The 23,832-nt window shown below is 59.1% G+C and carries 22 protein-coding genes, 3 tRNA genes and 2 pseudogenes; 24 read left to right on the top strand and 3 right to left on the bottom strand.

The features are described 5' to 3' along the window. Window positions 1-11: 11 nt before the first annotated feature. The 7 genes from glpD to ACTG1P_RS04660 all read left to right on the top strand — a co-directional run bounded on the left by glpD (window position 12) and on the right by ACTG1P_RS04660 (window position 7,390). Window positions 12-1,499, top strand: coding sequence for a glycerol-3-phosphate dehydrogenase (gene glpD, locus ACTG1P_RS04690; RefSeq protein WP_139734077.1), 1,488 nt, complete (start codon window positions 12-14; stop codon window positions 1,497-1,499). A 106-nt stretch (window positions 1,500-1,605) separates the two neighbouring features. Beyond that, the gene (gene glpQ, locus ACTG1P_RS04685) at window positions 1,606-2,694 is read left to right on the top strand and encodes a glycerophosphodiester phosphodiesterase (RefSeq protein WP_440000617.1); all 1,089 of its coding nucleotides are present in this window, start codon (window positions 1,606-1,608) and stop codon (window positions 2,692-2,694) included. Between the two features lie 218 nt (window positions 2,695-2,912). Beyond that, window positions 2,913-3,395 carry a serine protease inhibitor ecotin gene (eco, locus tag ACTG1P_RS04680; RefSeq protein WP_005337529.1) on the top strand — a complete coding sequence of 161 codons (483 nt, stop codon included), beginning with the start codon at window positions 2,913-2,915 and terminating at the stop codon, window positions 3,393-3,395. 298 nt (window positions 3,396-3,693) lie between these two features. Next, complete coding sequence (gene maoP / locus ACTG1P_RS04675; RefSeq protein WP_005337527.1) at window positions 3,694-4,065, top strand: DUF413 domain-containing protein; 372 nt, start codon at window positions 3,694-3,696, stop codon at window positions 4,063-4,065. Then, on the top strand, window positions 4,065-4,937 hold the full coding sequence (hdfR, locus tag ACTG1P_RS04670) for an HTH-type transcriptional regulator HdfR (protein ID WP_005337525.1): 873 nt from the start codon (window positions 4,065-4,067) through the stop codon (window positions 4,935-4,937). The genes maoP and hdfR overlap by 1 nt, the downstream gene beginning before the upstream one ends. A 175-nt stretch (window positions 4,938-5,112) precedes the next feature. Then, complete coding sequence (locus ACTG1P_RS04665) at window positions 5,113-6,054, top strand: hypothetical protein (RefSeq protein WP_440000616.1); 942 nt, start codon at window positions 5,113-5,115, stop codon at window positions 6,052-6,054. A 145-nt stretch (window positions 6,055-6,199) separates the two neighbouring features. Further along, window positions 6,200-7,390, top strand: a complete 1,191-nt coding sequence (locus tag ACTG1P_RS04660) for an amino acid aminotransferase (protein ID WP_440000615.1) — start codon at window positions 6,200-6,202, stop codon at window positions 7,388-7,390. 77 nt (window positions 7,391-7,467) lie between these two features. Here the strand turns inward: ACTG1P_RS04660 and ACTG1P_RS04655 are convergent, their stop codons facing one another. Together ACTG1P_RS04655 and ACTG1P_RS04650 are read right to left on the bottom strand one after the other, a co-directional pair. Continuing rightward, on the bottom strand, window positions 7,468-7,965 hold the full coding sequence (locus tag ACTG1P_RS04655) for a DUF2062 domain-containing protein (protein ID WP_219278348.1): 498 nt from the start codon (window positions 7,963-7,965) through the stop codon (window positions 7,468-7,470). After that, a complete protein-coding gene (locus ACTG1P_RS04650) occupies window positions 7,959-8,477 on the bottom strand; it encodes a DUF2062 domain-containing protein (RefSeq protein ID WP_209298842.1) in 519 nt (172 codons plus the stop codon). The genes ACTG1P_RS04655 and ACTG1P_RS04650 overlap by 7 nt, the downstream gene beginning before the upstream one ends. A gap of 27 nt (window positions 8,478-8,504) precedes the next feature. On the opposite strand from ACTG1P_RS04650, the gene ACTG1P_RS04645 reads away from it, so the two are divergent. The 14 genes and pseudogenes from ACTG1P_RS04645 (at window position 8,505) to ACTG1P_RS04580 (ending at window position 20,187) form a co-directional block, all read left to right on the top strand. Beyond that, the gene (locus tag ACTG1P_RS04645) at window positions 8,505-10,706 is read left to right on the top strand and encodes a DNA internalization-related competence protein ComEC/Rec2 (protein WP_440000614.1); all 2,202 of its coding nucleotides are present in this window, start codon (window positions 8,505-8,507) and stop codon (window positions 10,704-10,706) included. Between the two features lie 104 nt (window positions 10,707-10,810). After that, on the top strand, window positions 10,811-12,574 hold the full coding sequence (gene msbA, locus ACTG1P_RS04640; RefSeq protein WP_440000613.1) for a lipid A ABC transporter ATP-binding protein/permease MsbA: 1,764 nt from the start codon (window positions 10,811-10,813) through the stop codon (window positions 12,572-12,574). Next, window positions 12,574-13,569: a tetraacyldisaccharide 4'-kinase gene (gene lpxK, locus ACTG1P_RS04635; RefSeq protein ID WP_440000612.1), complete on the top strand. Its 996-nt coding sequence runs from the start codon at window positions 12,574-12,576 to the stop codon at window positions 13,567-13,569. Before msbA ends, lpxK begins: the two co-directional genes overlap by 1 nt. 123 nt (window positions 13,570-13,692) lie before the next feature. Continuing rightward, on the top strand, window positions 13,693-13,881 hold the full coding sequence (locus ACTG1P_RS04630) for a Trm112 family protein (RefSeq protein ID WP_005347033.1): 189 nt from the start codon (window positions 13,693-13,695) through the stop codon (window positions 13,879-13,881). Continuing rightward, on the top strand, window positions 13,878-14,627 hold the full coding sequence (kdsB, locus tag ACTG1P_RS04625) for a 3-deoxy-manno-octulosonate cytidylyltransferase (protein ID WP_440000611.1): 750 nt from the start codon (window positions 13,878-13,880) through the stop codon (window positions 14,625-14,627). Before ACTG1P_RS04630 ends, kdsB begins: the two co-directional genes overlap by 4 nt. A gap of 212 nt (window positions 14,628-14,839) precedes the next feature. Then, window positions 14,840-15,484, top strand: coding sequence for a UvrY/SirA/GacA family response regulator transcription factor (gene uvrY / locus ACTG1P_RS04620; RefSeq protein WP_005337448.1), 645 nt, complete (start codon window positions 14,840-14,842; stop codon window positions 15,482-15,484). Window positions 15,485-15,611: 127 nt separating this feature from the next. After that, window positions 15,612-17,465, top strand: a complete 1,854-nt coding sequence (uvrC, locus tag ACTG1P_RS04615) for an excinuclease ABC subunit UvrC (protein WP_005359709.1) — start codon at window positions 15,612-15,614, stop codon at window positions 17,463-17,465. Between the two features lie 199 nt (window positions 17,466-17,664). After that, complete coding sequence (pgsA, locus tag ACTG1P_RS04610; RefSeq protein WP_031227442.1) at window positions 17,665-18,219, top strand: CDP-diacylglycerol--glycerol-3-phosphate 3-phosphatidyltransferase; 555 nt, start codon at window positions 17,665-17,667, stop codon at window positions 18,217-18,219. Window positions 18,220-18,400: 181 nt separating this feature from the next. After that, window positions 18,401-18,476 (top strand) — tRNA-Gly (locus tag ACTG1P_RS04605). Between the two features lie 35 nt (window positions 18,477-18,511). Then, window positions 18,512-18,585, top strand: a tRNA-Cys gene (locus ACTG1P_RS04600). Window positions 18,586-18,626: 41 nt separating this feature from the next. Next, window positions 18,627-18,713, top strand: a tRNA-Leu gene (locus ACTG1P_RS04595). 161 nt (window positions 18,714-18,874) lie between these two features. Continuing rightward, complete coding sequence (locus tag ACTG1P_RS04590) at window positions 18,875-19,294, top strand: integrase arm-type DNA-binding domain-containing protein (RefSeq protein WP_440000610.1); 420 nt, start codon at window positions 18,875-18,877, stop codon at window positions 19,292-19,294. Then, a pseudogene (locus ACTG1P_RS04585) lies at window positions 19,291-19,416 on the top strand (phage integrase central domain-containing protein); the annotation flags it as partial. The gene ACTG1P_RS04590 and the pseudogene ACTG1P_RS04585, both read left to right, overlap by 4 nt. A 9-nt stretch (window positions 19,417-19,425) precedes the next feature. Beyond that, window positions 19,426-20,187, top strand: a complete 762-nt coding sequence (locus ACTG1P_RS04580; RefSeq protein WP_440002281.1) for a tyrosine-type recombinase/integrase — start codon at window positions 19,426-19,428, stop codon at window positions 20,185-20,187. Between the two features lie 154 nt (window positions 20,188-20,341). Here ACTG1P_RS04580 and ACTG1P_RS04575 read toward each other — a convergent pair. Then, window positions 20,342-20,563, bottom strand: a pseudogene (locus ACTG1P_RS04575) (ATP-binding protein); the annotation flags it as partial. 273 nt (window positions 20,564-20,836) lie between these two features. On the opposite strand from ACTG1P_RS04575, the gene ACTG1P_RS04570 reads away from it, so the two are divergent. From ACTG1P_RS04570 to ACTG1P_RS04560, 3 genes are read left to right on the top strand one after another with little or no spacing between them, the layout of a single operon-like run. After that, window positions 20,837-21,073, top strand: a complete 237-nt coding sequence (locus tag ACTG1P_RS04570; protein ID WP_440000609.1) for a helix-turn-helix transcriptional regulator — start codon at window positions 20,837-20,839, stop codon at window positions 21,071-21,073. 10 nt (window positions 21,074-21,083) lie between these two features. Then, complete coding sequence (locus ACTG1P_RS04565) at window positions 21,084-21,416, top strand: hypothetical protein (protein WP_005350908.1); 333 nt, start codon at window positions 21,084-21,086, stop codon at window positions 21,414-21,416. Then, window positions 21,413-23,674: a DUF5906 domain-containing protein gene (locus tag ACTG1P_RS04560; protein WP_440000608.1), complete on the top strand. Its 2,262-nt coding sequence runs from the start codon at window positions 21,413-21,415 to the stop codon at window positions 23,672-23,674. Before ACTG1P_RS04565 ends, ACTG1P_RS04560 begins: the two co-directional genes overlap by 4 nt. Window positions 23,675-23,832 lie beyond the last annotated feature (158 nt).

Genomic DNA, 23,832 nt, shown 5'->3' with positions numbered 1-23,832 from the left:
AGTAGGTGAACATGAGCGAACATTATGATCTGGTCGTCGTCGGTGGCGGCATCAACGGGGTCGGCATCGCAGCCGATGCGGCAGGACGGGGTCTGAAGGTTGCCCTGTTTGAGGCGCAAGATCTCGCCTCTGCCACCTCCTCCAACTCCAGCAAGCTGATCCACGGCGGTTTGCGCTATCTCGAACATTATGAATTCCGGCTGGTGAAAGAGGCGCTGGCGGAGCGCGAGGTGCTGCTCGGTATGGCGCCTCACATCGCCCGTCCCATGCGCTTTCGCCTGCCGCACCGTCCACACCTGCGTCCGGCCTGGATGATCCGCGCCGGTCTGTTCCTCTATGACAATCTGGCCAAGCGCGACAAGCTCAAGGGGAGCTGTGGCGTGCGCTTCCTGCCGCAAGATGGCTTGAGCGCGGGGATCAACAAGGGATTTGAATACTCGGATGCCTGGGTTGACGATGCCCGGCTGGTGGTACTCAACGCCATGATGGCCCGTGACAAGGGGGCCGACGTGCAGACCCGCACTCGCTGCATCAAGGCGGTGCGCGGATCCAAACACTGGACGCTCACTTTGGAGCGGGAAGGGGGCGAGCAGTTCACCGTCACCTGCCGTGGTCTGGTCAATGCGGCGGGCCCCTGGGTCAAGACCTTCTACGACGAGAGCCTGCACGAGAAATCCCCCCGCGGCATTCGCCTTATTAAAGGCAGCCACATGATAGTGCCGCGCATCCATGAGCGCGAAGAGGCCTATATCCTGCAAAACGAAGACAACCGCATCGTCTTCGTCATCCCCTATCAGCAGGACTACTCCCTTATAGGCACCACTGACGTGGAGCACCACGGCAGCCCGCGGGAAGCGAAGATCAGCGAGGCCGAAATTACCTACCTGTGCAAGGTGGTCAACGCCCACTTCACTCGCCAAATTGCGCCGAAAGATGTGATCTGGACTTACGCCGGGGTGCGCCCGCTCTGTGATGACGAGTCAGACTCGCCGCAGGCGGTGACCCGCGACTACACCCTCGAACTCTCTGGCGAATCGGATGGCGCGCCGCTCTTGTCGGTGTTTGGCGGCAAGCTCACCACCTATCGCAAGCTGGCGCAGGCCGCCTGCAACAAGCTCAAGCCCTGGTTCAGCCAGATGGGGGATGACTGGACTGCGACCAGCCGTCTGCCCGGCGGTGAGTTTGACTGCTCGGTACGCGAGCTGGCCCGCGCCTTTGCGCTGGAGTTTGACTGGCTCGATGATCGCAGCGCCCTGCGTATTGCCGAGGCCTATGGCGCCCATGCCCGTCTCTGGCTGAAAGAGGATCGCGGCATTCACTTCGGTGGCGGCCTGTACGAGTCGGAAGTGCGCTATCTCATCGAGCGGGAGTGGGCCTGTTCACTGGACGATATCCTCTGGCGCCGCAGCAAGCTGGGGCTGCGCCTGAACGACTCAGAGCAGCAGATGTTGCAGATCTGGCTCGACCAATACCATCAGGCTCTGCGTAAGGCGAGCTGATGAGTGACGGTGGGCAGTGCGCTGCTGCCCACCGCTTTCCATCGTAAATATGCAACAAACCTCTGATAGAACAATTACCTACACACAATAATAAAGAGCATCACATATGAAAAAACTCGCCGTTTCCCTCATCGCCTTGAGCCTTGGGGCATCTCTCTCATTACCCGTGTTGGCTGCCGATGAAGGCAAGGTGGTGATCGCCCACCGTGGCGCTTCCGGCTACCTGCCCGAGCACACCCTGGAGTCCAAGGCGCTGGCCTATGGCATGGGGGCTGACTATCTGGAGCAGGATCTGGTGATGACCAAGGATGACCAGCTGGTGGTGATGCACGATCACTTCCTCGATGGCATCACCGATGTGGCGGCGCGCTTCCCCGGTCGTGCCCGTCCGGACGGTCGTTATTATGTAGTGGATTTCACCCTGGATGAGGTGCGTTCCCTGCGTATGACCGAGCCGCTCCAGCTGGTGGATGGCAAGCAGGTGCCGGTCTATCCGGCCCGTTTCCCGCTCTGGAAGTCAGACTTCAAGATCCATACCTTCCAGGAGGAGATAGAGATGATCCAGGGGCTCAACAAGAGCACCGGCAAGAACATCGGCATCTACCCGGAGATCAAGGCGCCCTGGTTGTTCCGTCACGAAGGTAAGGATATCTCCAAGGCGGTGCTGAAGGTGCTCAAGGAGTACGGCTACACCGGGAAGGATGACAAGGTCTATCTGCAGTGCTTCGATGCCGATGAACTCAAGCGCATCAACAGCGAGCTGATGCCCGCCATGGGTATGGATCTGAAACTGGTGCAGCTGATGGCCGAGACCGACTGGAACGAGACCATGGTCTACGACGCCAAGGGCAAGGCGACCCCCTACAACTATGACTGGATGTTCAAGCCGGGGGCGATGAAAACCATCGCCAGCTATGCCGAAGGGATTGGCCCGTGGAAGCCGATGATCGTCACCGAGCCGGGCACTTTGGGCAAGCCGGTCTTCACCGGCATGGTAAAAGAAGCCCACGCGGCGGGCCTGAAAGTTCACCCCTATACCTTCCGTCAGGATGAGGGGCAGATCCCGGCCTATGCCAAGGACTTCACCGATCTCCTTAACATCTTCCTCTATCAGGCCGATGTGGATGGGGTGTTCAGCGACTTCCCCGACAAGGCGGTGGCCGTCATCAAGGCCCATCAAGAGGCGGCCAAATAGCACTCTGGCGCCATTTGAATGCAAAGCGAGGCCAATTGGCCTCGCTTTTTGTTTCAGGTTCCCGCAACGGGAGTGTGCGCCCTGTCAGAAAATAGCCAGATCACGTCATGGTGTGCCGGATCTGCATCATTTTACGCAGTTTTTACGTAGCAGATCGCTGGCATGAAATCGGCAGAGCGGTTAGTCTAGCGGCGTTGAACCAACCCCATGAGGTACAGATGAAAACCGTATTGCGTTTTAGCCTGCTGGGCGCCTTGTTGCTAGGTGGCCATGCCTTCGCCGCCGAGCCGAAAAAATTTGATATCAGCATGTTCCCAGCCGCTGACGTGAATCAGGAACGTGTGGTGATCCGCCTGCCTGAAGTCGAGAAAGAAGCCGACATGATGGTCGAGCTGCAGGTCGGCAAAAAGATGATGGTTGATTGCAACGTACCGCGTTTTGCAGGCAACCTGGAACAGCACAGCGTCAAAGGCTGGGGCTACAACTACCTGAAACTGGGCAAGGTTTCCGACCCCATCAGCACCCTGATGATGTGCCCCGATAACCAGCAGAAAGAGACCTTCGTCCAGATCTACGGTCAGGGCTTCTTCGTGAACTACAACTCAAAACTGCCGTTCGTGATCTACGTGCCGCAGGAGTATGAAGTGCGCTACCGTCTGTGGCGTGCCGACAACCTGGCCCAACCGGCCATGATTGAGTAAGGATGTTTGAACCAAAGGTTCAGCTGGTTCACCTGATGTGATAAATAAAGCGCCGTATGGCGCTTTATTTTTGCCTGCACAGTCCAAAAAGTGACGTGCAAATTGGCTGTACGTTTACATAAGTTTATTATTTATCAACGTTTTTTGTGTGTTATGCCACAAAATCGGCGTCAGCTATGGGGCAAAGTGACTTCGATAAAAAATATTTATTAACATAGTGAGAAAATTGATTTTGCACTCAGCGATGGCCTGATGATACTTGCCCGCAAAGGTCAAACTAACCAGAAAAAAGAGCACTATGAGCTTCGAATCAGACAAGCGTTTCAACGACTTCAAACATTTTCCCCGTGGCCTGCGTCGCAGTGGCGAATTCACTGTGGCCGAAGCGGACAGTCTGGAAAAGTATGGTACCGCCATGCTGGCACTCTACCAGGGCAACCTTGCACCCCGTGACGATGTCGAGTCCGCCTTCGTCGAGCAGGTCAAATCCGGCGCAGCCGGTGCCAACCCCCATGCCAAGGTGTGGTTCAAATACCTCAAGGTGATCGGTCCCAAGCGCGTTCATCGCCTCTGCACCGTTGTTGGCGGCGCCAGCGAAGAGAGTAGCGGTGGCGGCAGCTTTGATGTCGGTGGTGGCAGCGGCGGTGGCAGTGACGAGTCCATCGATTAATGGATACCGAGCTGCTTCGGACCTTTATCGAGGTGAGCAAGACCCGGCACTTTGGCCGGGCTGCTGAAAATCTCTACCTGACCCAGTCGGCGGTGAGTTTCCGGATCCGCCAGCTAGAGCAGCAACTGGGTGTCAGTCTGTTTGCCCGTCATCGCAACAATATCCGCCTGACCGCCTCCGGTGAGCGTCTGTTGCCCTACGCAGACGCCATCTTGCACACCCTCGGTCGTGCCAAGCAGGATGTGGCGCTCTCGCCGGGATTCAGCCAGCAGTTGGCCATCGGCGCGCCCGCGGTGTTCTGGGAGCTCGATTTCAACGACTGGCTCAATCACATCTATGCGCTGGCACCCGGCTTGGCGGTGCGGCTGGAAACAGCTTCCCGCGAGCACCTCTGCCGCCAGTTGCTGGAGCGCTCCCTCGATCTGGCCCTGCTCTCCGAGCCCACCAAGATCGACGAGATCGCCCTGCATCCCATCGGTGAGCTGGTGTTCGAGCTGGTGAGTCGGGATCCGGCCGCCAATGCCGACAACCTGATGCAGATGCCGCATATCCACCTCGACTGGGGCACCAGCTTCGAGCCGCAACCCAGCCGCTTGCAGAGCCTGCAAAAGACCCCGGTGCTGCACTCCAGCTCCGCCAGCATGGCGTTGCAGTTTGTGCTGGCCAATGGTGGCGCTGCTTACCTGCCACGGCGGATGGTCAGCCCCTTCCTAGAGAAGGGCGCGCTCCATCTGGTGGAGGGGGGCCAGCCGCTGAGCCGCCCGCTCTATCTCGCCTATCTGGAGAAATCCGATCGCCGGGAGCTGATCGATCAGCTGTTGACCCTGCCGCTGGGTTGGCACGACGCCGAACTGCGCCTCAACGTCGAATAAGCGTCGAGTGTTATCCAAGGAAGAGCCCACCCCACGGTGGGCTCTTCTGTTTGGAGAACATTGCAGGGAGCGAGGTCACGTAATTGGCGCGGGAGGCTTGGCGTCATCGGTCTGTAACGGTACCTTTTCAGGCTGTTTGTTTATCCGATTGAGCACTGACAGGGATGGATTGTAATTGATCGACTTTAGTCACCCCGAATGGCGGGCGCTGGCGCAGCAGTTGCTGAGCCACTCACCTGTGGTGATCCGTGGCCGCCAGTGGCAACCGCTGGTGGGCCTGCTCAAGGATAACCAGCTGCTGCTCGCCCATGGCAGCCACAGCTATGAGCTCACCCCGGCCGGACGGCGCTATCTCACCCGCGAGCTGATGCTGGCCGAGATCGCCACCGCCCCCCCCGAGCCTGAGGAGTGGTTGCATGCTCAGGGCTGGCAATTGGGGGAGCTGGTCAACGAACGGGTGCTGGCGGCGCTCTATCGCAAGAGCGAAGTGAACTTCACCCCCAACGAGCAGATTGATTTCGAGGACAAGGGGATCCGGCTCTGTGCCGATCAGCTGTTGCGCTTGCGCGCCGCCCAGCCGTTCAGCCTCTTTTTCAGCGGCGGCACCCTGATCGACGCAGCCCCCTGGTTGCAGGCGCTGGGGGAGGTGGCGCTGCCCGAGCGCACCCTGGCGGGTCTTGGCAAGATCCTGTGGGGGGAGGGGAGTATCGAGCGGGTGATCACCACAGACAGCGTCGGCGCCTTTGCCGAGCTGCCTCTTGAACCCGGCACCTTGCTGGTGTGGGCCCCCCCATCGGCTCCTCTTGCCTTGCAGCAGGTGGTGGCCGCCTTGCCCCCCAATGTGCTGTGGAGTCATCTCACCGCCCTCGACCCTGCCGGGGTGGATCGGCTGCAGGCGCTGGCCCAGCGCTTGGGTCGTCCGGCCAGCTGGTGGCTGCCTCGTGATCTGGCCCCCATCCTCAGCGCGTATGCCCAACCTTTGACTGAGGCCCGGCCCTGGGAACCGAGCCGGATCCCCAAGTCATTGTTAGCAGTTTGTAGCGGTTTGGTTGAGTCCAATGGTGGCTTGTCGGCCGAGGTGTGCGCGCTGGCGCCAGCGTGGCATGCCGTTGGTTGAAATTGGCCTGAAAGCGAGCCAAAAAGCGGTTTTCCCCCATTGAACGCGGTGATATAAAGAGTTGACGAAGCGCTCGCCAGATGAGCGCTTTTGTTTATCAAGCCGCTTTGCCACCCAACGAACTCAACGGAATACAGGGAATACCATGTTTGAAAAGGTTGTTGCCGCCCCAGCGGATCCGATCCTGGGCCTGACCGAAGCCTTCCGCGCTGACTCTCGCAGCCACAAGATCAATCTGGGCGTAGGGATCTACAAGGACGAGTCCGGTGCCACCCCCATTCTTCACTGTGTCAAGAAAGCCGAGCAGAAGCTGCTGACCGACGAGAAGACCAAGAACTACCTCGGTATTGAAGGCAATATCGAATATGGCCGCATCGTGCAGCAACTGCTGTTCGGGCAGCACTCTGCGCTGGTTGCCAGCGGCCGCGCCAAGACCGCGCAAGCGCCGGGCGGTACCGGTGCCCTGCGTATCGCAGCCGAATTCGTGGTGCGCAACGGTCTGGCCAAGACCATCTGGATCTCCGATCCCACCTGGGCCAACCACGTCAGCGTGTTCCAGGCCGCCGGTCTGACCGTCAAGTGGTACAAGTACTACGATGCCGCCACCAAGGGGCTCGACTTTGCTGCCATGCAGGCCTCGCTGGCCGAAGTGCAGCCGGGTGAGCTGGTGCTGCTGCACGGCTGCTGCCACAACCCGACCGGTATCGACCCCACTGCCGAACAGTGGCGCGCACTGGCCAAGCAGAGTGCTGCCGCCGGCTGGTTGCCGCTGTTTGACTTCGCCTATCAGGGTTTTGCCCGTGGTATCGAAGAGGATGCTGAAGGTCTGCGCATCTTCGCCGAGTGCCACGACGAGCTGCTGGTGGCGAGCTCCTTCTCCAAGAACTTTGGCCTCTATAACGAGCGGGTCGGCGCTTTCACCCTGGTCAGTGCGACCAAGGAGATCGCCGACGTGGCCTTCACCCAGGTCAAGACCGTCATTCGTGCCAACTACTCCAACCCGCCGTCACATGGCGCCGCCGTCGTCACCGCCGTGGTGAGCGATCCGGCCCTCTATGCCGAGTGGGTGGAAGAGGTTGCGGCCATGCGCGTGCGCATTCGCGAGATGCGCGAGCTGCTGGTGGAGAAACTGGCTGCGCGCGGCGTTAACCAGGATTTCAGCTTTATCCGCGAGCAGAACGGCATGTTCTCCTTCTCCGGTCTCTCCAAGGATCAGGTTGAGCGCCTCAAGAGCGAGTTTGCCATCTATATCGTCGGCTCCGGCCGGATCAGCGTGGCCGGTATTACCCGTGCCAACATAGATCCGCTTTGCGATGCCATCGCCAAGGTGCTGTAACGCCAGCCGTTAACCGCACGACTGAAAAAGCCCGTCACGCCAGTGACGGGCTTTTTTGATCCAGCCGGGTGAGCTGTTCAGCGAGAGCCTTGCAACCAGCGGCGCAGCTGAAGCACCAGCAAGGTGAGGGCGCCACCCAGCAGTGCGGTGAGCACCGCCAGCAGCATGCTGCCGAGCAGGAAGGGGGGAACAAGAGTTGCCGCTTCCTGCTCCAGCCAGTGGAGCGTCCAGGTGAGGTGGAAAGGCTCCGGCGTCTTGTGCAGCACCAGACAGCCGGTGCGATAGGCATAGAGGTACATGAAGGGGAGGGTGAGCGGGTTGTTGAACCAGACTGCCAGCAGCGCCAGCGGCAGGTTGAGGCTGAACGCCAGCGCTAGCCCGACCGCGATCAGCGAATGCATCGGGATGGGGAACCAGCAGGCGAAGATGCCGGCCGCCACGGCCCCGCTCAGGGCGCGGGTGCCTCCTTGCCAGAGGGCGGGTGCGAGCAGTCGCTCACCAAACAGGGCAAACCACTTCTGCTTGCGCAGGGTATCGGGATCGATTTTGAAACGGGAGAACCAGCGACTCAGCATGGGCGTGCCACCTTGCGTTTTTGCCACTGACGCACCGTGCTGATGCGCCAGAAGGTGCGGATCACGGCGTAACCGATGAGCGAGCTCAGCAGGGCCAGCACCAGCGAGCCCAGCAGGAGCGGCGGCGCGACGGTCTCAAATACCGATACCAGCCAGGCCCAGGTGAACTGGATGTCGACCTGTTGCGAGGTTTGCCCCAGCAACTGGCAACCGACCAGATAGGCGCCATAGAACATGGGGGGAATGGTCAGTGGATTGGAGAGCCAGACCAGCGCCACTGCGAGGGGCAGATTGACCCGGCAGGCGATGGCGAGCCCGGCGGCCAGCAACATCTGGCAGGGGAGCGGCACCCAGGCCATGAACAGCCCCACGGCGAAGGCGCCCGCGGCCGAGCGCCGGTTGAGATGCCAGAGATTGGCATCGAGCAGCAGGCGACCAAAAAGGCGCAAGTGCTTGTGTTCTTTCAGGGTTTGCGGGTCGGGCATCCAGCGTTTGATGAGTCGTTTGGGCATATTGAAACCTTGCTAAATACTTGCACCATGGATCTGCGTCTATTGTCGTTTGCCCTCGGGGCAAGCTCCTCACTGCTCTGGCCATGGTTACCTTCACTTGCATGGGGGGGCCTGTTGCTGTCCCTGCTGGTTCCCCTTGCCTGTTGCCGCGCGTGGCGGCTGCTGTTTCTGCTGCTGGGCATCCTCTGGATGCAAGCCAATCTTGCCTATCGGCTGGCCTGGCTGGAGCGGTTGGGCGATCAGACGAGCCACATGATAACCGCACAGCTGCAAAGTGCAGAGCCCGAGGGGGATAAATTTGTCCGGCTGCTGTTGCGGGTGAGCATCCTCGACGAACAACCGGTGACACCTGAGCCCCTAATCCGGGTCAATGCCTATCAGGCATTGCCCGCCATGACAGTGGGCAGCCGGATCACCCTGGTGACCTCGTTGAAACCGGCTCACGGTCTGGCCAACGAGGCGGGGCTGGATGGGCGGCGTCTGCTGCTGGGCAAGGGGATCACCGCCACCGGCAATTTGCGCCGGGTGATCGACATTCATCAGGCAGCACCGGGCTGGCGCGAACGCTGGTTGGACGCAGCGACCGAGAGTTGGCGGACTCTTGACCATGCCCCCTTGCTGGCGGCCCTCACCTTTGGCGAGCAGAGCGGCATCACGGATGCCCAGTGGGAGCTGTTTCGCGGCAGCGGCCTGACTCACATCATCGCGATTTCAGGGCAGCACATCGCGCTGGTGGCGGTGCTCGGGTGGTGGTTGGGCAGGCTGTTTGGCCTGCGCGGCGCCATTATCACCTCCCTGATGTTTGCCGCCGTCTACAGCGCATTGGCGGGGTTTGCGGTGGCGACCGAGCGGGCCCTGATCATGGTGCTGGTGTGGAGTGTGCTGCGCTGGAGCCGGCGAGAGTGGCCTGCCTGGCGCATCTGGCTGTGGGCCTTTGTGGTATTGACCCTCTGGGATCCCTTTGCCCTCTATTCGGCCGGTTTCTGGCTCTCGTTTCTGGCGGTGGCCATCCTGCTGCTGGTGGGATATGTCCACGACAAGCCGGGGCTCTGGCAGATCCAGCTCTGGCTGCTACTCGGTCTGCTGCCGCTGCAGTTGGCGTTGTTCGAGGGGATCGCGCCCCTTGCCATGGTGATCAACCTGCTGGCGGTGCCGCTCTTTTGTATCGCCATCATCCCGCTGGCCCTGATCGGTGTGCTGCTTGCGCCGCTATCCACCTCGCTTGCTTATGGCCTGTTCTGGCTGGCGGATCTGGGGCTCGGGTGGGCGCTGACGATCCTGAGCTGGCTTTCCGATCAACTGCAACTGTGGTGGCCACTGCCCGGCTGGTGGCTGCCGCTTTGCACCCTGCTGTTGCTGCTCTGGTTCTCCGCGCAGTGGCGCCCGGCACGCTGGCTCTGGCTACCGAGTCTGTGTGCGCTGTTGCTGGCGCTCTGGCCAACGCCAGTCCGCTGGCAACTGCGGGTGCTGGATGTGGGGCAGGGGCTGGCGGTGCTGATCAGCAAGGGGGAGCGCGCCATCCTCTATGACACCGGTGATCGCTATCCCGGAGGATATAACATGGCGGACGCGGTGATCCTCCCCCAGCTGAGCCATCTGGGGATCCGGGTCATCGATCGCCTCATCATCAGCCATAAGGATCGGGATCATGCTGGCAATCGCAAGCGGCTGCTCAGCGCCATGCCGGTGCGTCACGAGCTCTCCTCTTATCCCTTCAGTGAGGGAACGACGCTCTGCCAGCGTGGGCAACAGTGGCGTTGGCAGGGGCTCTCGTTTGCAGTGCTCTGGCCCGAGCGACCCGGTGGCGGGCGCAATAACGATGGCTGCGTGGTGCGTATTAGCGATGGGCAGCGCAGCGTGCTGCTGAGCGCCGATATCGAGCGGCAGGCCGAGCAACGGCTGGTGGCGCTGGAGGGAGAGGGGTTGGCCAGCACCTTGCTGGTGAGCCCCCATCATGGCAGCCGCACCTCTTCCACGCCCCCTTTTGTCGCGGCGGTAGCTGCGCAGGAGGTGATCCACAGCGCCGGTTTTATGAATCAGTGGGGCTTTCCCCGTCCCGATGTGGTGGCCCGCTATCGGGACGCCCGCCAGTGGATCACTGGCCAGCAAGGGGCGATGCTGGTCGAACCCACCGCAGCGGGCTTGAGCGTCACCGCCGAGCGAGATTCAGGCCCTTGGTACCGACGCAGTGGCGAGTGGTGGCGACCGCGAGTGTGGTTTGGGCAATAATTAACCATTTCTGCCGTGTAGGGATGCGATATAGGTGGCGGCGCTTGGTGTAAGCCTGCGCTTTGGCTAGAATAGCCCGTCATTTCCATTACTAACGGCTATTCATGCAACAAGAAACCTCACAAGAGAGCTGGCCAGTATTCAAACGCCTGCTCGGTTATGTCCGTGATCGCAAGCTGGGCCTGGTTGGTGGCATCATCGGGATGCTGGGCTACGCCGCCGTGGATACCACCTTTGTCTACTCCATCAAGCCGCTGATCGATCAGGGCATCAATGGTAACGACAGCACCGTTTTGAAATGGATGCCCTTCTTTGTCCTCGGCATCGTGGCCCTGCGCGGTGTCGCCAACTTTCTCTCCAACTACTGCATGGCCTGGGTCGGCAACCACGTCGTGATGCGTCTGCAACAGCAGGTGTTCAATCACATGGTGGCGATGCCGATGAGCTTCTTTGACCGTCAGAACACCGGTCATCTGCTCTCCAAGGTGACCTATGACGCCAGTCAGGTCTCCTCGGCGGCGAGTACCACGCTAGTGACCCTGGTGCGGGAAGGGGCGACCGTGGTCGGCCTGCTCGGCCTGATGTTCTGGCACTCCTGGCAGCTGTCGGTGATCTTCCTGGTGGTTGGCCCGCTGGTAGGCATCATTATCGGCCTTATCAGCCGTCGTTTCCGCCAGATCAGCCGTCACATCCAGCAGGCGGTCGGGGATATCACCACCTCCACCGAGCAGATGCTCAAAGGGCACAAAGAGGTGCTGATGTTTGGTGGCCAGAAGGTGGAAGAGAAACGCTTCTTCCAGGTCAGCAACAACATGCGCCAGCAGACCATGAAGATGGTCGCAGCCGATGCCATCGGCAGCCCGGTGGTGCAGATGGTTGCCTCCATCGCGCTGGCGGCCTTCCTCTACGTCGCGACCATCGACAGCGTCAAATCAACCCTCACTGCCGGTACGTTTACCGTCATGATCACCTCCATGATGATGCTGCTCAAGCCGCTGAAAAGCCTGACCGACGTCAACAACCAGTTCCAGCGCGCCATCACCGCCTGCCATAGCCTGTTTGGCCTGCTCGATAGCGAGCCGGAGCAGGATACCGGTACGCTCACTCTGGAGCGTGCCCGTGGCGAGATCGAGTTTCGCAACGTCACCTTCACCTACCCGACCAAGGACACCCCGGCGCTGCATAACGTCAGTTTCAAGGTGGAGGCGGGGAAATCGGTGGCGCTGGTGGGCCGTTCCGGCTCCGGCAAGAGTACCATTGCCAGCCTGTTGACCCGCTTCTACGACATCGATCAGGGCGAGATCCTGCTTGATGGCATCAACATTCGCGAATACAAGTTGAGCGAGCTGCGCAAGCAGTACGCGCTGGTCTCCCAGCATGTCCACTTGTTCAATGACTCGGTGGCCAACAACATCGCCTACGCGGCAGAAGACAAGTACAGCCGCGATCAGATCGTGCAGGCCGCTCGCATCGCCCACGCTGACGAGTTCGTCAGCAAGATGCCGCAAGGGTACGACACCGTGGTTGGTGAGAATGGTGCCTCTCTTTCTGGCGGTCAGCGCCAGCGCGTTGCCATCGCCCGCGCCCTGCTGCGCGATGCGCCGGTTCTGCTGCTGGATGAGGCCACCTCGGCCCTCGATACCGAGTCCGAGCGCCATATTCAGGCGGCCATCGACGAGCTGTGCAAGGCTCGTACCTCGCTGGTGATTGCCCACCGTCTCTCCACCATCGAGAAGGCGGACGAGATCCTGGTGATCGACGAAGGCCATATCGTCGAGCGCGGCAACCACGCGGCACTGATGGAACAGCGCGGCACCTATGCCCAGCTGCGCGCCATTCAGTTTGGCAATGCAGGAAACAAGGCCTGATGCTGGAACGGCTCTGGTATCGCAAAAGTGGCTGGCGCTGGTTGCTGGCCCCCTTTGCCCTGCTGTTTGCCATCATCAGCGGCAGCCGCCGCTACGCCTATCGTCACGGTTGGCGCAAGGGGTATCGCTCCTCCTTGCCGGTCATTGTGGTGGGCAATATTTCGGTGGGGGGCAACGGCAAGACGCCGGTGGTGGTCTGGCTGGTGGAGCAGTTGCAAGCCCGCGGCTATCGCCCTGGGGTGGTGAGCCGTGGTTATGGTGGCAAGGCGCCCCATTACCCCTATCGGCTGGATGAGACCAGCACCACGGCGCTGGCCGGAGATGAGCCGGTGCTGATTGCCCGGCGCTGCGGCTGTCCGGTGGTGGTTGCCCCGAAACGGGCCGACGCGGTACGACTGCTGGAGAAGAGCGGTGAGGTGGATATCATCATCACCGACGATGGTCTGCAGCACTATGCGCTGGCCCGCGACATCGAGCTGGTGGTGGTGGACGGAGCGCGCCGTTTCGGCAACGCCTGCCTGCTGCCGATGGGGCCGCTGCGCGAGCCGGTCACTCGTCTCAAACGGGTGGACGCCATCATCTGCAACGGCGGTGAGCCGGGCAAGGGGGAGTACCCCATGCAACTGGTCGCCGACACCCCGCGCCGGGTGCGCGACGATGCACCGCTTGCCGCCCCCTTGTCGGGGCCGGTCGATGCGTTGGCGGGGATTGGTCATCCACCCCGCTTCTTTGCCACCCTGGAAGGGCTCGGCTATCAGCTGGAACAGCAGGCCGCCTACGGCGATCATCATCCCTTTGATCGGGATGAGCTGGTGGGCCGCTTTGCCAGCAAGCCGCTGCTGATGACCGAGAAGGATGCGGTCAAGTGCCGCCCGTTTGCCCTCGATAACTGGTGGTATCTGCCGGTCAGTGCCGAGTTGCCCGCCTCCCTGCTTGATGCCCTGCTGCACAAGCTGGGGGCGAAGGCAAAGGGCGCGACCAGGGCGCAAGATTAATCTCTCTTGCCTGAGCGGGGGAGAAGTGGACCAATAGCGGTCCCGTAAGGAATATCTGGTTGCTCGACATCCATCGCTGGTGTGATTAAGCCGCCAGCGCGACATCGTTGAAGGAGTATCGTTTTGGCTTTGGACATCAAGTTGCTCGACATCATCGCCTGCCCGGTCTGCAAGGGTAAGCTGCACTACAACAAAGCAGTCCATGAGCTGGTCTGCCGCTTTGACAAGCTGGCCTATCCGCTGGAGGAGGGGATCCCGGTGCTGCTGGAGAACCGTGCCCGTCCGCTCAATAGCGATGAGCTGCCGTCATGAGTTTCGTCGTCGTCATTCCGGCCCGCTATGCGTCAACCCGTCTGCCGGGCAAGCCGCTGGCTGATATCCATGGCAAGCCCATGGTGCAGCACGTGGTGGAGAAAGCCCTGCAATCCGGTGCCGATCGGGTGATCGTCGCCACCGACGACGAGCGGGTGCAGCAGGCACTGCTGAGCACCGGCGTCGAGGTGTGCATGACCTCACCGGATCATCAGTCCGGCACCGAGCGTCTGGCCGAGGTGTGCCGTCACTACGGCTTTGCCGCCGATACCATCATCGTCAATGTGCAGGGGGATGAGCCGCTCATTCCGCCCGCCATCATTCGTCAGGTAGCGGATAATCTGGCCGCCGCCACGGCGCCGATGGCGACCCTGTCGGTGCCGATCCAGGATGCCGAAGAGGCGTTCAATCCGAACGCAGTGAAAGTGGTGACAGACAAGGATGGCTACGCCCTCTACTTCAGTCGCGCCAGCATTCCCTGGGATCGGGATCGCTTTGCCAAGAGCCATGAGCAGATTGGTGACCACTACCAGCGTCATATCGGCATCTATGCCTACCGCGCCGGCTTTATCCAGCGTTATGTGGACTGGGCGCCGAGCGTGCTGGAGCAGGTCGAGGCGCTGGAACAGCTGCGGGTGCTCTGGTACGGGGAGAAGATCCACGTCGCCCAGGCCCTTGAAGCGCCGCCGGTCGGGGTGGATACCCAGGCCGATCTGGAGAAGGTGCGCGTCTTTTTGGCCAAGTGATGGCCACAGCACTAACGTCATGAAAAACGGTGTCGCAAGGCACCGTTTTTTGTTTTGATAATTTATATAATTATTTGATTTTAAACGCTAAACATGGGTTTTCTCAAACTTTTGGCGTGCATGGTTTGCCAAAGCGACGAGTTTGGTTATGATGCAAGACGCCCTGTTAACCCTAACCGGGCGGCTAAAACGAGATAAAACGGGGTGTTTGGGTGATAAATGTATTCCTGGTCGATGATCATGAGCTGGTGCGTACAGGGATAAGACGCATTCTTGAAGATGTGCGCGGGATCAAGGTGGTGGGCGAGGCACAGAGCGGCGAGACCGCAGTTACATTCTGTCGCCAACACCATCCGGACGTGATCCTGATGGACATGAACATGCCGGGTATTGGTGGTCTGGAAGCGACCCGCAAAATTCTGCGGATCCGCCCCGATGTGCGCATCATAGTGCTGACCATTCATTCAGAAAATCCGTTCCCCACCAAGGTGATGCAGGCAGGCGCCGCCGGTTACCTGACCAAGGGGGCTGCTCCCGACGAGATGATCCAGGCGATCCGGTTGGTGCACTCCGGTCAGCGCTACATCTCCCCGGAGATTGCCCAGCAGATGGCCCTCAGCCAGTTTGCCTCCGCTGACGAGAATCCCTTCAAGTCCCTCTCCGAGCGCGAGCTGCAGATCATGATGATGATCACCAAGGGGCAGAAGGTGACCGATATCTCCGAGCAGCTCAACCTGAGCCCGAAGACGGTCAACAGCTACCGCTATCGTCTGTTCAGCAAGCTGGGGATCAACGGTGACGTGGAACTGACCCATCTGGCCATTCGCTATGGCATGCTGGATGCCGATACCCTCTAATCGGGTGGCGTGTGGTCACAAAGGCGGCGAGTGCCGCCTTTTTGCTTTTTTGCCCCTTTGCTTTTCAGGCGGCGAGGGCAGTATGCTCTGCCCGTCAATTTTTGCCTTTGTGTGAGCCGAGTAGCTGATGACCCTCTCTCCCGAACCTCTCTTCGACAGCAAGGCGTTTCTGAGCGCCGTCACCCATCAAAGTGGCGTCTACCGCATGTATGACAGCGGTGGCACCGTGATCTACGTGGGCAAGGCCAAGGATCTGAAAAAGCGGCTCGCCTCCTACTTTCGCACCAACGTCGACAGCATCAAGACCCGCACCCTGGTGCGCCAGATCGCCGATATCCAGGTCACCGTCACCCACACCGAGACTGAGGCGCTGATCCTCGAGCACAACCTCATCAAGCAGTACCAGCCTCGCTATAACGTGCTGCTGCGAGACGACAAATCCTACCCCTGGATCATCATCACCGCGCACCAGCATCCGCGCATCGGCGTCCATCGCGGCGCTCGCAAGGTGAAGGGGGAGTACTTCGGCCCGTACCCCTCTGGCGGTGCGGTGCGCGAGAGTTTGCATCTGATGCAGAAAATATTTCCGGTACGCCAGTGCGAGGATGCGGTCTATGCCAACCGTACCCGTCCCTGTCTGCTCTATCAGCTCAAGCGTTGCGCTGGCCCTTGCGTACCCGGGTTGGTGAGCGAGGCCGAATATGCCCAGCAGGTGGAGCTTGCCAAACTGTTTCTGGCGGGCAAGAACCAGCAGGTGATAGGCGAGCTGGTGGGCAAGATGGAGTCCGCCAGCGGCGATCTGCGCTTTGAAGAGGCCGCCCGCTACCGGGATCAGATCCTGGCGCTGCGCCGGGTCACTGAACAGCAGTCGGTGAGCGGCAACGTGCTGGACGAGCTGGATGTGGTGGGGGTCGCCTTCCAGCAAGGCGCGGCCTGCATCCACGTGCTCTTTATTCGTCAGGGCAAGGTGCTCGGTTCGCGCAGCTACTTCCCGAAAGTGCCTGCTGATACCCAGCTTGACGAGGTGGTGCAATCCTTCCTGCTGCAGTTCTATCTCTCGGGGCAAGGGGGGCGGCAGATCCCGAGCGAGGTGCTGCTCGATGTGGCTCTCGAAGACGAAAGCGTCATCGCCGAGACCCTGAGCCAGACCGCAGGCTACAAGGTGCGGGTGGTGAGCCGAACTCGCGCCGAACGGGCCCGTTTTATCAAGCTCGCCTCCATCAACGCCGAGACGGCGCTTCGCTCGCGGCTTGCTCACAAGAGCACCATCACCGCTCGCTACGATCAGCTGGAAGAGCTGCTGGAGCTGGAGCGCCCCATCGCTCGCATGGAGTGTTTCGATATCTCCCACACCATGGGAGAGCGCACGGTGGCCTCTTGCGTGGTGTTCAACCGGGAGGGGCCGCTCTCATCGGAATATCGTCGTTTCAATATCGACGGTATCACTGGTGGTGATGACTACGCAGCGATGGAGCAGGCGCTGGAGCGCCGCTTTGGCAAGCAGCAGGAGCCGGACAAGGTGCCGGACGTGCTGTTTATTGACGGTGGCCTCGGCCAGTTGCGCCGCGCCGAAGAGATCCTGGCCCGTCAGCTGGAGTTTCTGGGCGGCAAATATCCGCTGCTGGTGGGGATTGCCAAGGGGGTCACCCGCAAGGCAGGGTTGGAAACTCTCATCATGGGGGAGAGCCACGAAGAGCTGCATTTGCCGGCAGATATGCCCGCTTTGCACCTTATTCAGCATATTCGCGATGAATCCCACCGTTTTGCCATTACCGGCCACCGGGCCAGACGGGCCAAGGCCCGCACCAGCAGCAGTCTGGAGGATATTCCGGGGGTGGGGCCAAAGCGGCGACAGGCGCTGCTCAAATATCTGGGCGGCCTGCAGGAGGTCAAAAAGGCGAGCGTGGATGAACTGGCCAAGGTACCCGGCATCAGTCAGGAGCTGGCCCAGACCATCCACGATGGCTTACACAGCGCCTGAGCAGGGTTAGCGGCATGGCAAAATCGCTAACTCCTTGATGCACAAGAGCCGTGACGCGGGGGGGCCGTAAATGCCATAATGGCCCTCGCATTTTGAGAAGATTGATGGATTAAAAAGACCAAGACGGGCGCCAGTGCGGTTGCATCGCAAATCGGCTTTGGCGCACTATGTAGCGACGTACAAGAAGTGGCTGAAAATAATGACAAACATACCTAACCTGTTGACGTTTTTCCGGATTTTGCTCATTCCCGTCTTCGTCATCCTGTTCTATCTGCCTTATCAATGGTCTTATCTGGCTGCCGCCATCATCTTTATTCTGGCCGCTGCCACCGACTGGTTTGATGGCTATCTGGCCCGCAAGCTCAATCAGTCCACCGCCTTTGGCGCCTTCCTTGACCCGGTTGCCGACAAGATCATGGTCGCCGCCGCACTGGTGGTCATTGTCGAACACTACAACACCATCTGGGTCACCATCCCCGCCATGACCATGATTGGCCGCGAGATCATCATCTCCGCCCTGCGCGAATGGATGGCCGAGCTCGGCAAACGCTCCTCGGTGGCGGTCAGCTGGATTGGCAAGTGGAAGACCATGATCCAGATGGTGTCACTCACCGGTCTGATTTGGCAATACAACGTCTGGATGGTGTGGCTCGCCTATGTGATGCTCTATGTCGCCACCGTGCTCACCTTCTGGTCGATGTTCCAGTACATGAAGGCGGCTTGGGGCGATCTGACCCACCACGCCAACCTGTGAGTCACATGCGCCGCAAGGTGAGGTTTCCGCTGATTTGAGGCAGGAAATGGCCAAAGGCGCTAAAACCGTTCAAAAAGGGCAAAAAATGCCCGAACGATCAGGTAATTAAATATTTCTGGTTGACTGGGCGAGGAACATCGCTAGAATGCGTCCTCGTAGTCAGGCAGTCAGCCAGACCAATGCGGGAATAGCTCAGTTGGTAGAGCACGACCTTGCCAAGGTCGGGGTCGCGAGTTCGAGTCTCGTTTCCCGCTCCAAATTCAGACAATAGAGAGCCAACTCTCTTTTGCATGGCGCGTTAGCAAAGCGGTTATGCAGCGGATTGCAAATCCGTTTAGTCCGGTTCGACTCCGGAACGTGCCTCCATATTGACAAGCCCGCCACGCGAGCTTGATACCGATTGCGGTGCCCGAGTGGTGAAATCGGTAGACACAAGGGATTTAAAATCCCTCGACGTTCGCGTCGTGCCGGTTCGATTCCGGCCTCGGGCACCATTAATACTTCCAAAGTATTCCGAAAAAGTTCAAAAAACCCAGTGAATTCAACGTCTCTGGGTTTTTTTACGTCCAGAACATTCCGAGTCATTCCTAACACATCCGCTATAAATTGGTATACGCTTAGGTATACATCGATTCGATAAAGGAGTCGTATACCAATGCCGCGAACCACCAGACCCTTGTCTGATACCGAGTGTCGCAATGCCCGCCCGCGAGAAAAAGACTATTCCCTGTTCGATGGGAATGGCTTGCACTTATTGGTCAAAAAGAACGGTACCCGTTCGTGGCGCTTCAAGTTCACTAAGCCTGATGGTAAGGCCGGGCTGATGGCGTTTGGTGATTACCCCATCCTGTCGTTGACGGAGGCCCGTGCCAAACACGCTGCCGCACGAAATTTGTTGGCCAAGGGTATTGACCCTGTCGTCCATAAGCAGCAGGTGCGTAACGACATTACCCGCAAACAAGTGAATAGTTTTGAGGCTGTTGCCCGTGAATGGCATGCAAATAATGCTGGCAAGTGGTCCTCCGATCATGCTTCACGCATCTTGACCCGGCTTGAAAAAGACGTGTTTGATTGATTGGCCATTGCCCCGTTGCCGAACTCAAGACTCGTGACCTGCTTGTTCCACTGCGTAAGATAGAGCAGCGAAATGCGCTTGATTTGGCAGGACGAGTGCGGCAACACATCAATGGCATAATGAGTTATGCAATGCGAACTGATTTGATTGAGGCCAATCCTGCCGCTGATTTGACGGGGGCGTTGTCGGTTCGCAAAGTCCAGCATCATCCCGCGCTGCCGCTGCAGGATATTCCCGAGCTGGTGCGTCGTCTCGATAGTTATTCGGGACGTCTGCTGACCAAGATGGCGGTGAAATTCACCTTGTTAACCTTTGTCCGTTCGAGTGAATTGCGCTTCATGCGCTGGGATGAGCTCGATATCGAGCGAGCAATCTGGACGATCCCGGCGTCCCGCGATCCCATTGAAGGGGTTAAACATTCACATCGTGGTGCCAAGATGCGAGAACCGCACTTTGTGCCGTTGTCACGCCAGGCACTGGCCATCATTGAGGCGATCCGCCCTTTGACCGGGCGTTTTGATCTGGTATTTGCCGGTGACCATGATGTATCAAAACCCATGAGTGAAAACACCGTGAATAGTGCCTTGCGCCGCCTGGGTTATGACACCAAGGTGGAGGTATGCGGTCATGGCTTCCGGGCGATGGCCTGCAGCGCGTTGCTTGAATCAGGCCAATGGAGTGCGGATGCCATTGAACGGCAGATGAGCCATAAGGAGCGTAACGGTGTGCGGGCGGCTTACATTCATCGGGCCGAATTTATCACCCAGCGGCAACAGATGGTGCAATGGTGGGCTGACTGGCTGGACTGTTGCAAGCATCACTATGTGCCACCCCATGAATTTACCGGGTTGGAGAGCAATGTAATTCACTTGCCAAACAGTCTGTCTGTATAGATGGATCGGGTTGTCAATCAGCATCGAAAAATGACCAGGGATCAGCGTCCAACATTGACCAGGGTTAGCTGGCTGATTTCATCCTCTGTTTGAAGCGATAGGCGTCGTTGCCTGTCTCGATAAACTCACATGATCCTATCCAGCATCACCGTTGTCATCTTCTCCACTTGCTGAAGGCCAGGTTGGAGGTCAGGTGCGGGCTGGTGCGCTTGCGCAGCTTGCTGATCAGGTGAAACAGCAGAGCGCCTCCGCTTTCGGCAAACGGCAGATAGCTCAGTTTGCCCAGAATCACTGCATCGACATTGACCAACCGAATGGCAAGCAGCCCGGCTTTGCCTGCCACCTTTTCCTGCTCCAGTTCGCTGACCAGTACACCACTGTATAGAAACGCACTCGCTTGACCCGGCCCTCAGCATTGCATCCCAAGGCGATGCCAGGTGGGTTTGACCCGTCCCGGTTCCGCCGTTCAACAGCAGATTTCGTTGCTGTTCCAGGAAGTCATCCACACCTACTCGCCATTTAATTTCCCTTGTCAAGTGCGTCTCTGACGGGGTTTCCCCCTGTAGGGTTAGGAATTGGTGACGAAATGATAAAAATAAGGAGCCATGCTGGTGCATTTCGTTCCAGTACATGACAGGGAATGACTAACATGGCTAAAGAAAGCAAACCCACTCTGACCATTATTCGCCGTAATGAGGTTGAAGCCCGCACCGGGCTGTCCCGCTATACCATCTACGCCAAAATGCGTCCCAATCCGAAGTACCCCAATGTTTATGACCCGACCTTTCCCAAACCGGTGTCCATCGGCGCAAAAGCCGTTGGTTGGATTGAAGAGGAGTTGGAAGCATGGCTCATCGCCCAGATCCAGAAGAGCCGTGAGGCGTAAGGAGGCGAGGATGACAGTCACCAATTACGCAAAAAAGAGCCGCCATGGTACGGCGGCCTCTTCGGTTAGCATGTTTGATATTGGCCAGATAATTAAACCTAGCGCTGAGAGCGTAGCACCTGCGCGCTCGCTGGCAAGCAAAAGCCTGTGCCGCGCAAAGTCGGGGATAATTAGCAGGGATGTTATTTGTGGCCAGTTCGCCCTGTATGGTGCTTCCCCTAGCACCAACAGCGCGCGCATCGAGGAAATGCACCGCCTTCAGGAAGCCTATGAGAACGATGACGGCGTGTCACTGTTCGATCACAAGCGTGCCATGCTGCGCGTGGTAGGGGGTACGGTATGAACGCAACCCTGCAAGCCAAGGCTGCAAATATCGAGGCCAACGGTCACGCTGTCATTCCGTATCAGGACAACGGCAACCCGAAACCCTATGGCAATGAGCAGCGCTACCCGTCCTCCATGGTGCGTGAGGATGACACCCTGTTTGGTGTTCGCTTGGATGAAATGGTCCTGCTGGACCTGGACGGTAACAAGGTACCCGAGGCGCCGCACCCCAGGGATCTGCTGGCGATGCTCGGATTGCCCAATCAGACGCTCCCGATCCAGTACCGGATGCTCACCGACACCCTGCCTGACGGTTCGTATCGCTGGCTGTTCCGCTTGCCAGCTGGGGTAGACCTTGCCAGCTTGAAGCAGAGCGTCAACAACGCGAATGGACTGGCCGGCGTAGATGTAAAGACCGGCAATCAGCTGATCTACATCAAAGCCGGTAAGGTGCTGCGCGGCGATACCATCCCCCAACTGGCCGCTCTGCCGGAGGCTCCTGCCATCTTGTTGGGGTGGATCACCAAGCCCAAACATGAGCCAAAGGTGATTGCCCCCATGGTCAGCTCCGCAGAGACCAGCCGCTATGGAGAGAGAGCGTTGACGAGTGCCTGTGAGGCGATTGTCAGCGCGCCGATGGGGAGCCGGAACGAGACGCTCAACCGGGAGGCGCTGGGGGTGGCGCAACTGGTCGCTGGTGGAGAGATCTGTCACGCCGACGCTGAGCGTCAGTTGTTTGCTGCTGGCATGGCGTCTGGCCAATCGGTACAGGAGGTCAAGGCGACTATTGCCAGTGCGCACCAGAAGGGGATACAGGAGCCACGCCAAGCCCCGCCTAAAAGTAAGCTGTTGGCCGATAAGAAGGGCAGCCAAAAAACAGGTTCTCTGCTGGCGGCTAATGTTGTTTCTCTGCGCCCTGAGCAGGACGACGCGGCGCTGATGCTGGATCAGATGAGTGCCTGCCAGCGCGGGGAGGCACTGGTTTCTAGTCTGGGAACCCTGGCCATCAATGTCGACACGAGCCAGGTGTACCGTTACACCGGCAGCCTGTGGGAGTCGATGCCGGATGCGGTGCTTGCGCGCTGTATGACGGCAATGTTTAAGCAGCAAGGCGCCAAACACAGTGCCCGGATAATCAACACTGCTGTGGATACCATGAAACTGGGCCTTGATGAGATACCGCGTCCGGCGCTCAACCTGATTGATTTTGCCAATGGGGTCTATGACTTAGTGCTCCGCGCGTTTCGCCCGCATTCCCTCGTCGATGGTTTGCTGACTCACAACGGGATCGAGTACAGCGAGCCGCTGGTGGGGGAAACCCTGGCGCATTGTGCCCCCCACTTCATGAAGTGGCTGAGCTACGCAACCGACAATGATGCGGCCAAGATGGATCGCATTAACGCGGCGCTGTTCATGGTGCTGGCGAATCGCTACGACTGGCAGTTGTTCCTGGAGGTGACGGGGGAAGGCGGCAGTGGCAAATCGGTCATGACAGGTCTGTGCGAGCTGCTGGTTGGCCAAGAAAACGTGGGCAGTAGCTCGATGAAACTGCTCGAGAGCAACTTTGGTCTGGAGAATGTCTGGGACAAACGCCTGATCTTGTTGCCGGACCAACCTTCGTACGTTGGCGATGGCCACGTGCTCAAGGCGATCACTGGTGGCGATAAAATATCGGTCAACCCTAAAGGTAAGGCGATTTTCAGCACTCGGATCCCAGCTGTGTTGCTGGCCACCAACAACGTGCCGATGGTGTTTAACGAGCGCAACGGGGGGATCGCTCGTCGCCGGGTGATCTTCCACTTCGGACGAGTGGTGGCATCGGCTGATCGGGATGGGGCGCTTGGCGACAAGATTGCTGCTGAGTTACCGGTGATCATTCGCCATCTGCTGACCCGGTTTGCCGACCCTGACCTGGCCAAGCGTCTGCTGGAGGAGCAACGGGATGGTGCTGATGCACTGGCGGTGAAACGCGAGGCTGACCACGTACTCGACTTTTGCGCCACCTTGGCGTTTCTGGCTGAGCCGCAAGGGTTCTGTATGGGGGGAAATGTCGCCGTGATGAAGGAGCCGAGAAAATTCCTGTATCACCTCTACCTGGCTTATCTGGAGTACCACGGCTTGAACCGCCCACTCTCGCTTAATTCATTCAGCAAAGCCGTTAAACAGGCTGCAAAGGAGCTGGGCGCGGAGTACAAGACGCGCAAGACCAATGGCCAAACTCAAACCAATGTTGCACTCACCGAACTGGCAGAGGAGTACCTTCCGCGGGCCCTGTAGGCCGACATTACTTAACGAGGCCGAACGGTGGTGACAAGAAGGCTCCTTGCGGGGCCTTTTTTTCTAACTTGAGGGGAGGGGGCATACCCCATTTCATAGTCACTGAGTCACTTTACTGTGTGAATGTCTTGTCCTGCACGGGTTGGGATGCAGTGACC

It is taken from the genome of Aeromonas sp. 11P (assembly GCF_051920165.1).
Taxonomy (GTDB): Bacteria; Pseudomonadota; Gammaproteobacteria; order Enterobacterales; family Aeromonadaceae; genus Aeromonas; species Aeromonas veronii.
The sequence above is the reverse complement of the archived record's forward strand: the minus strand, read 5'-3'. Positions and strand labels throughout refer to the sequence as shown.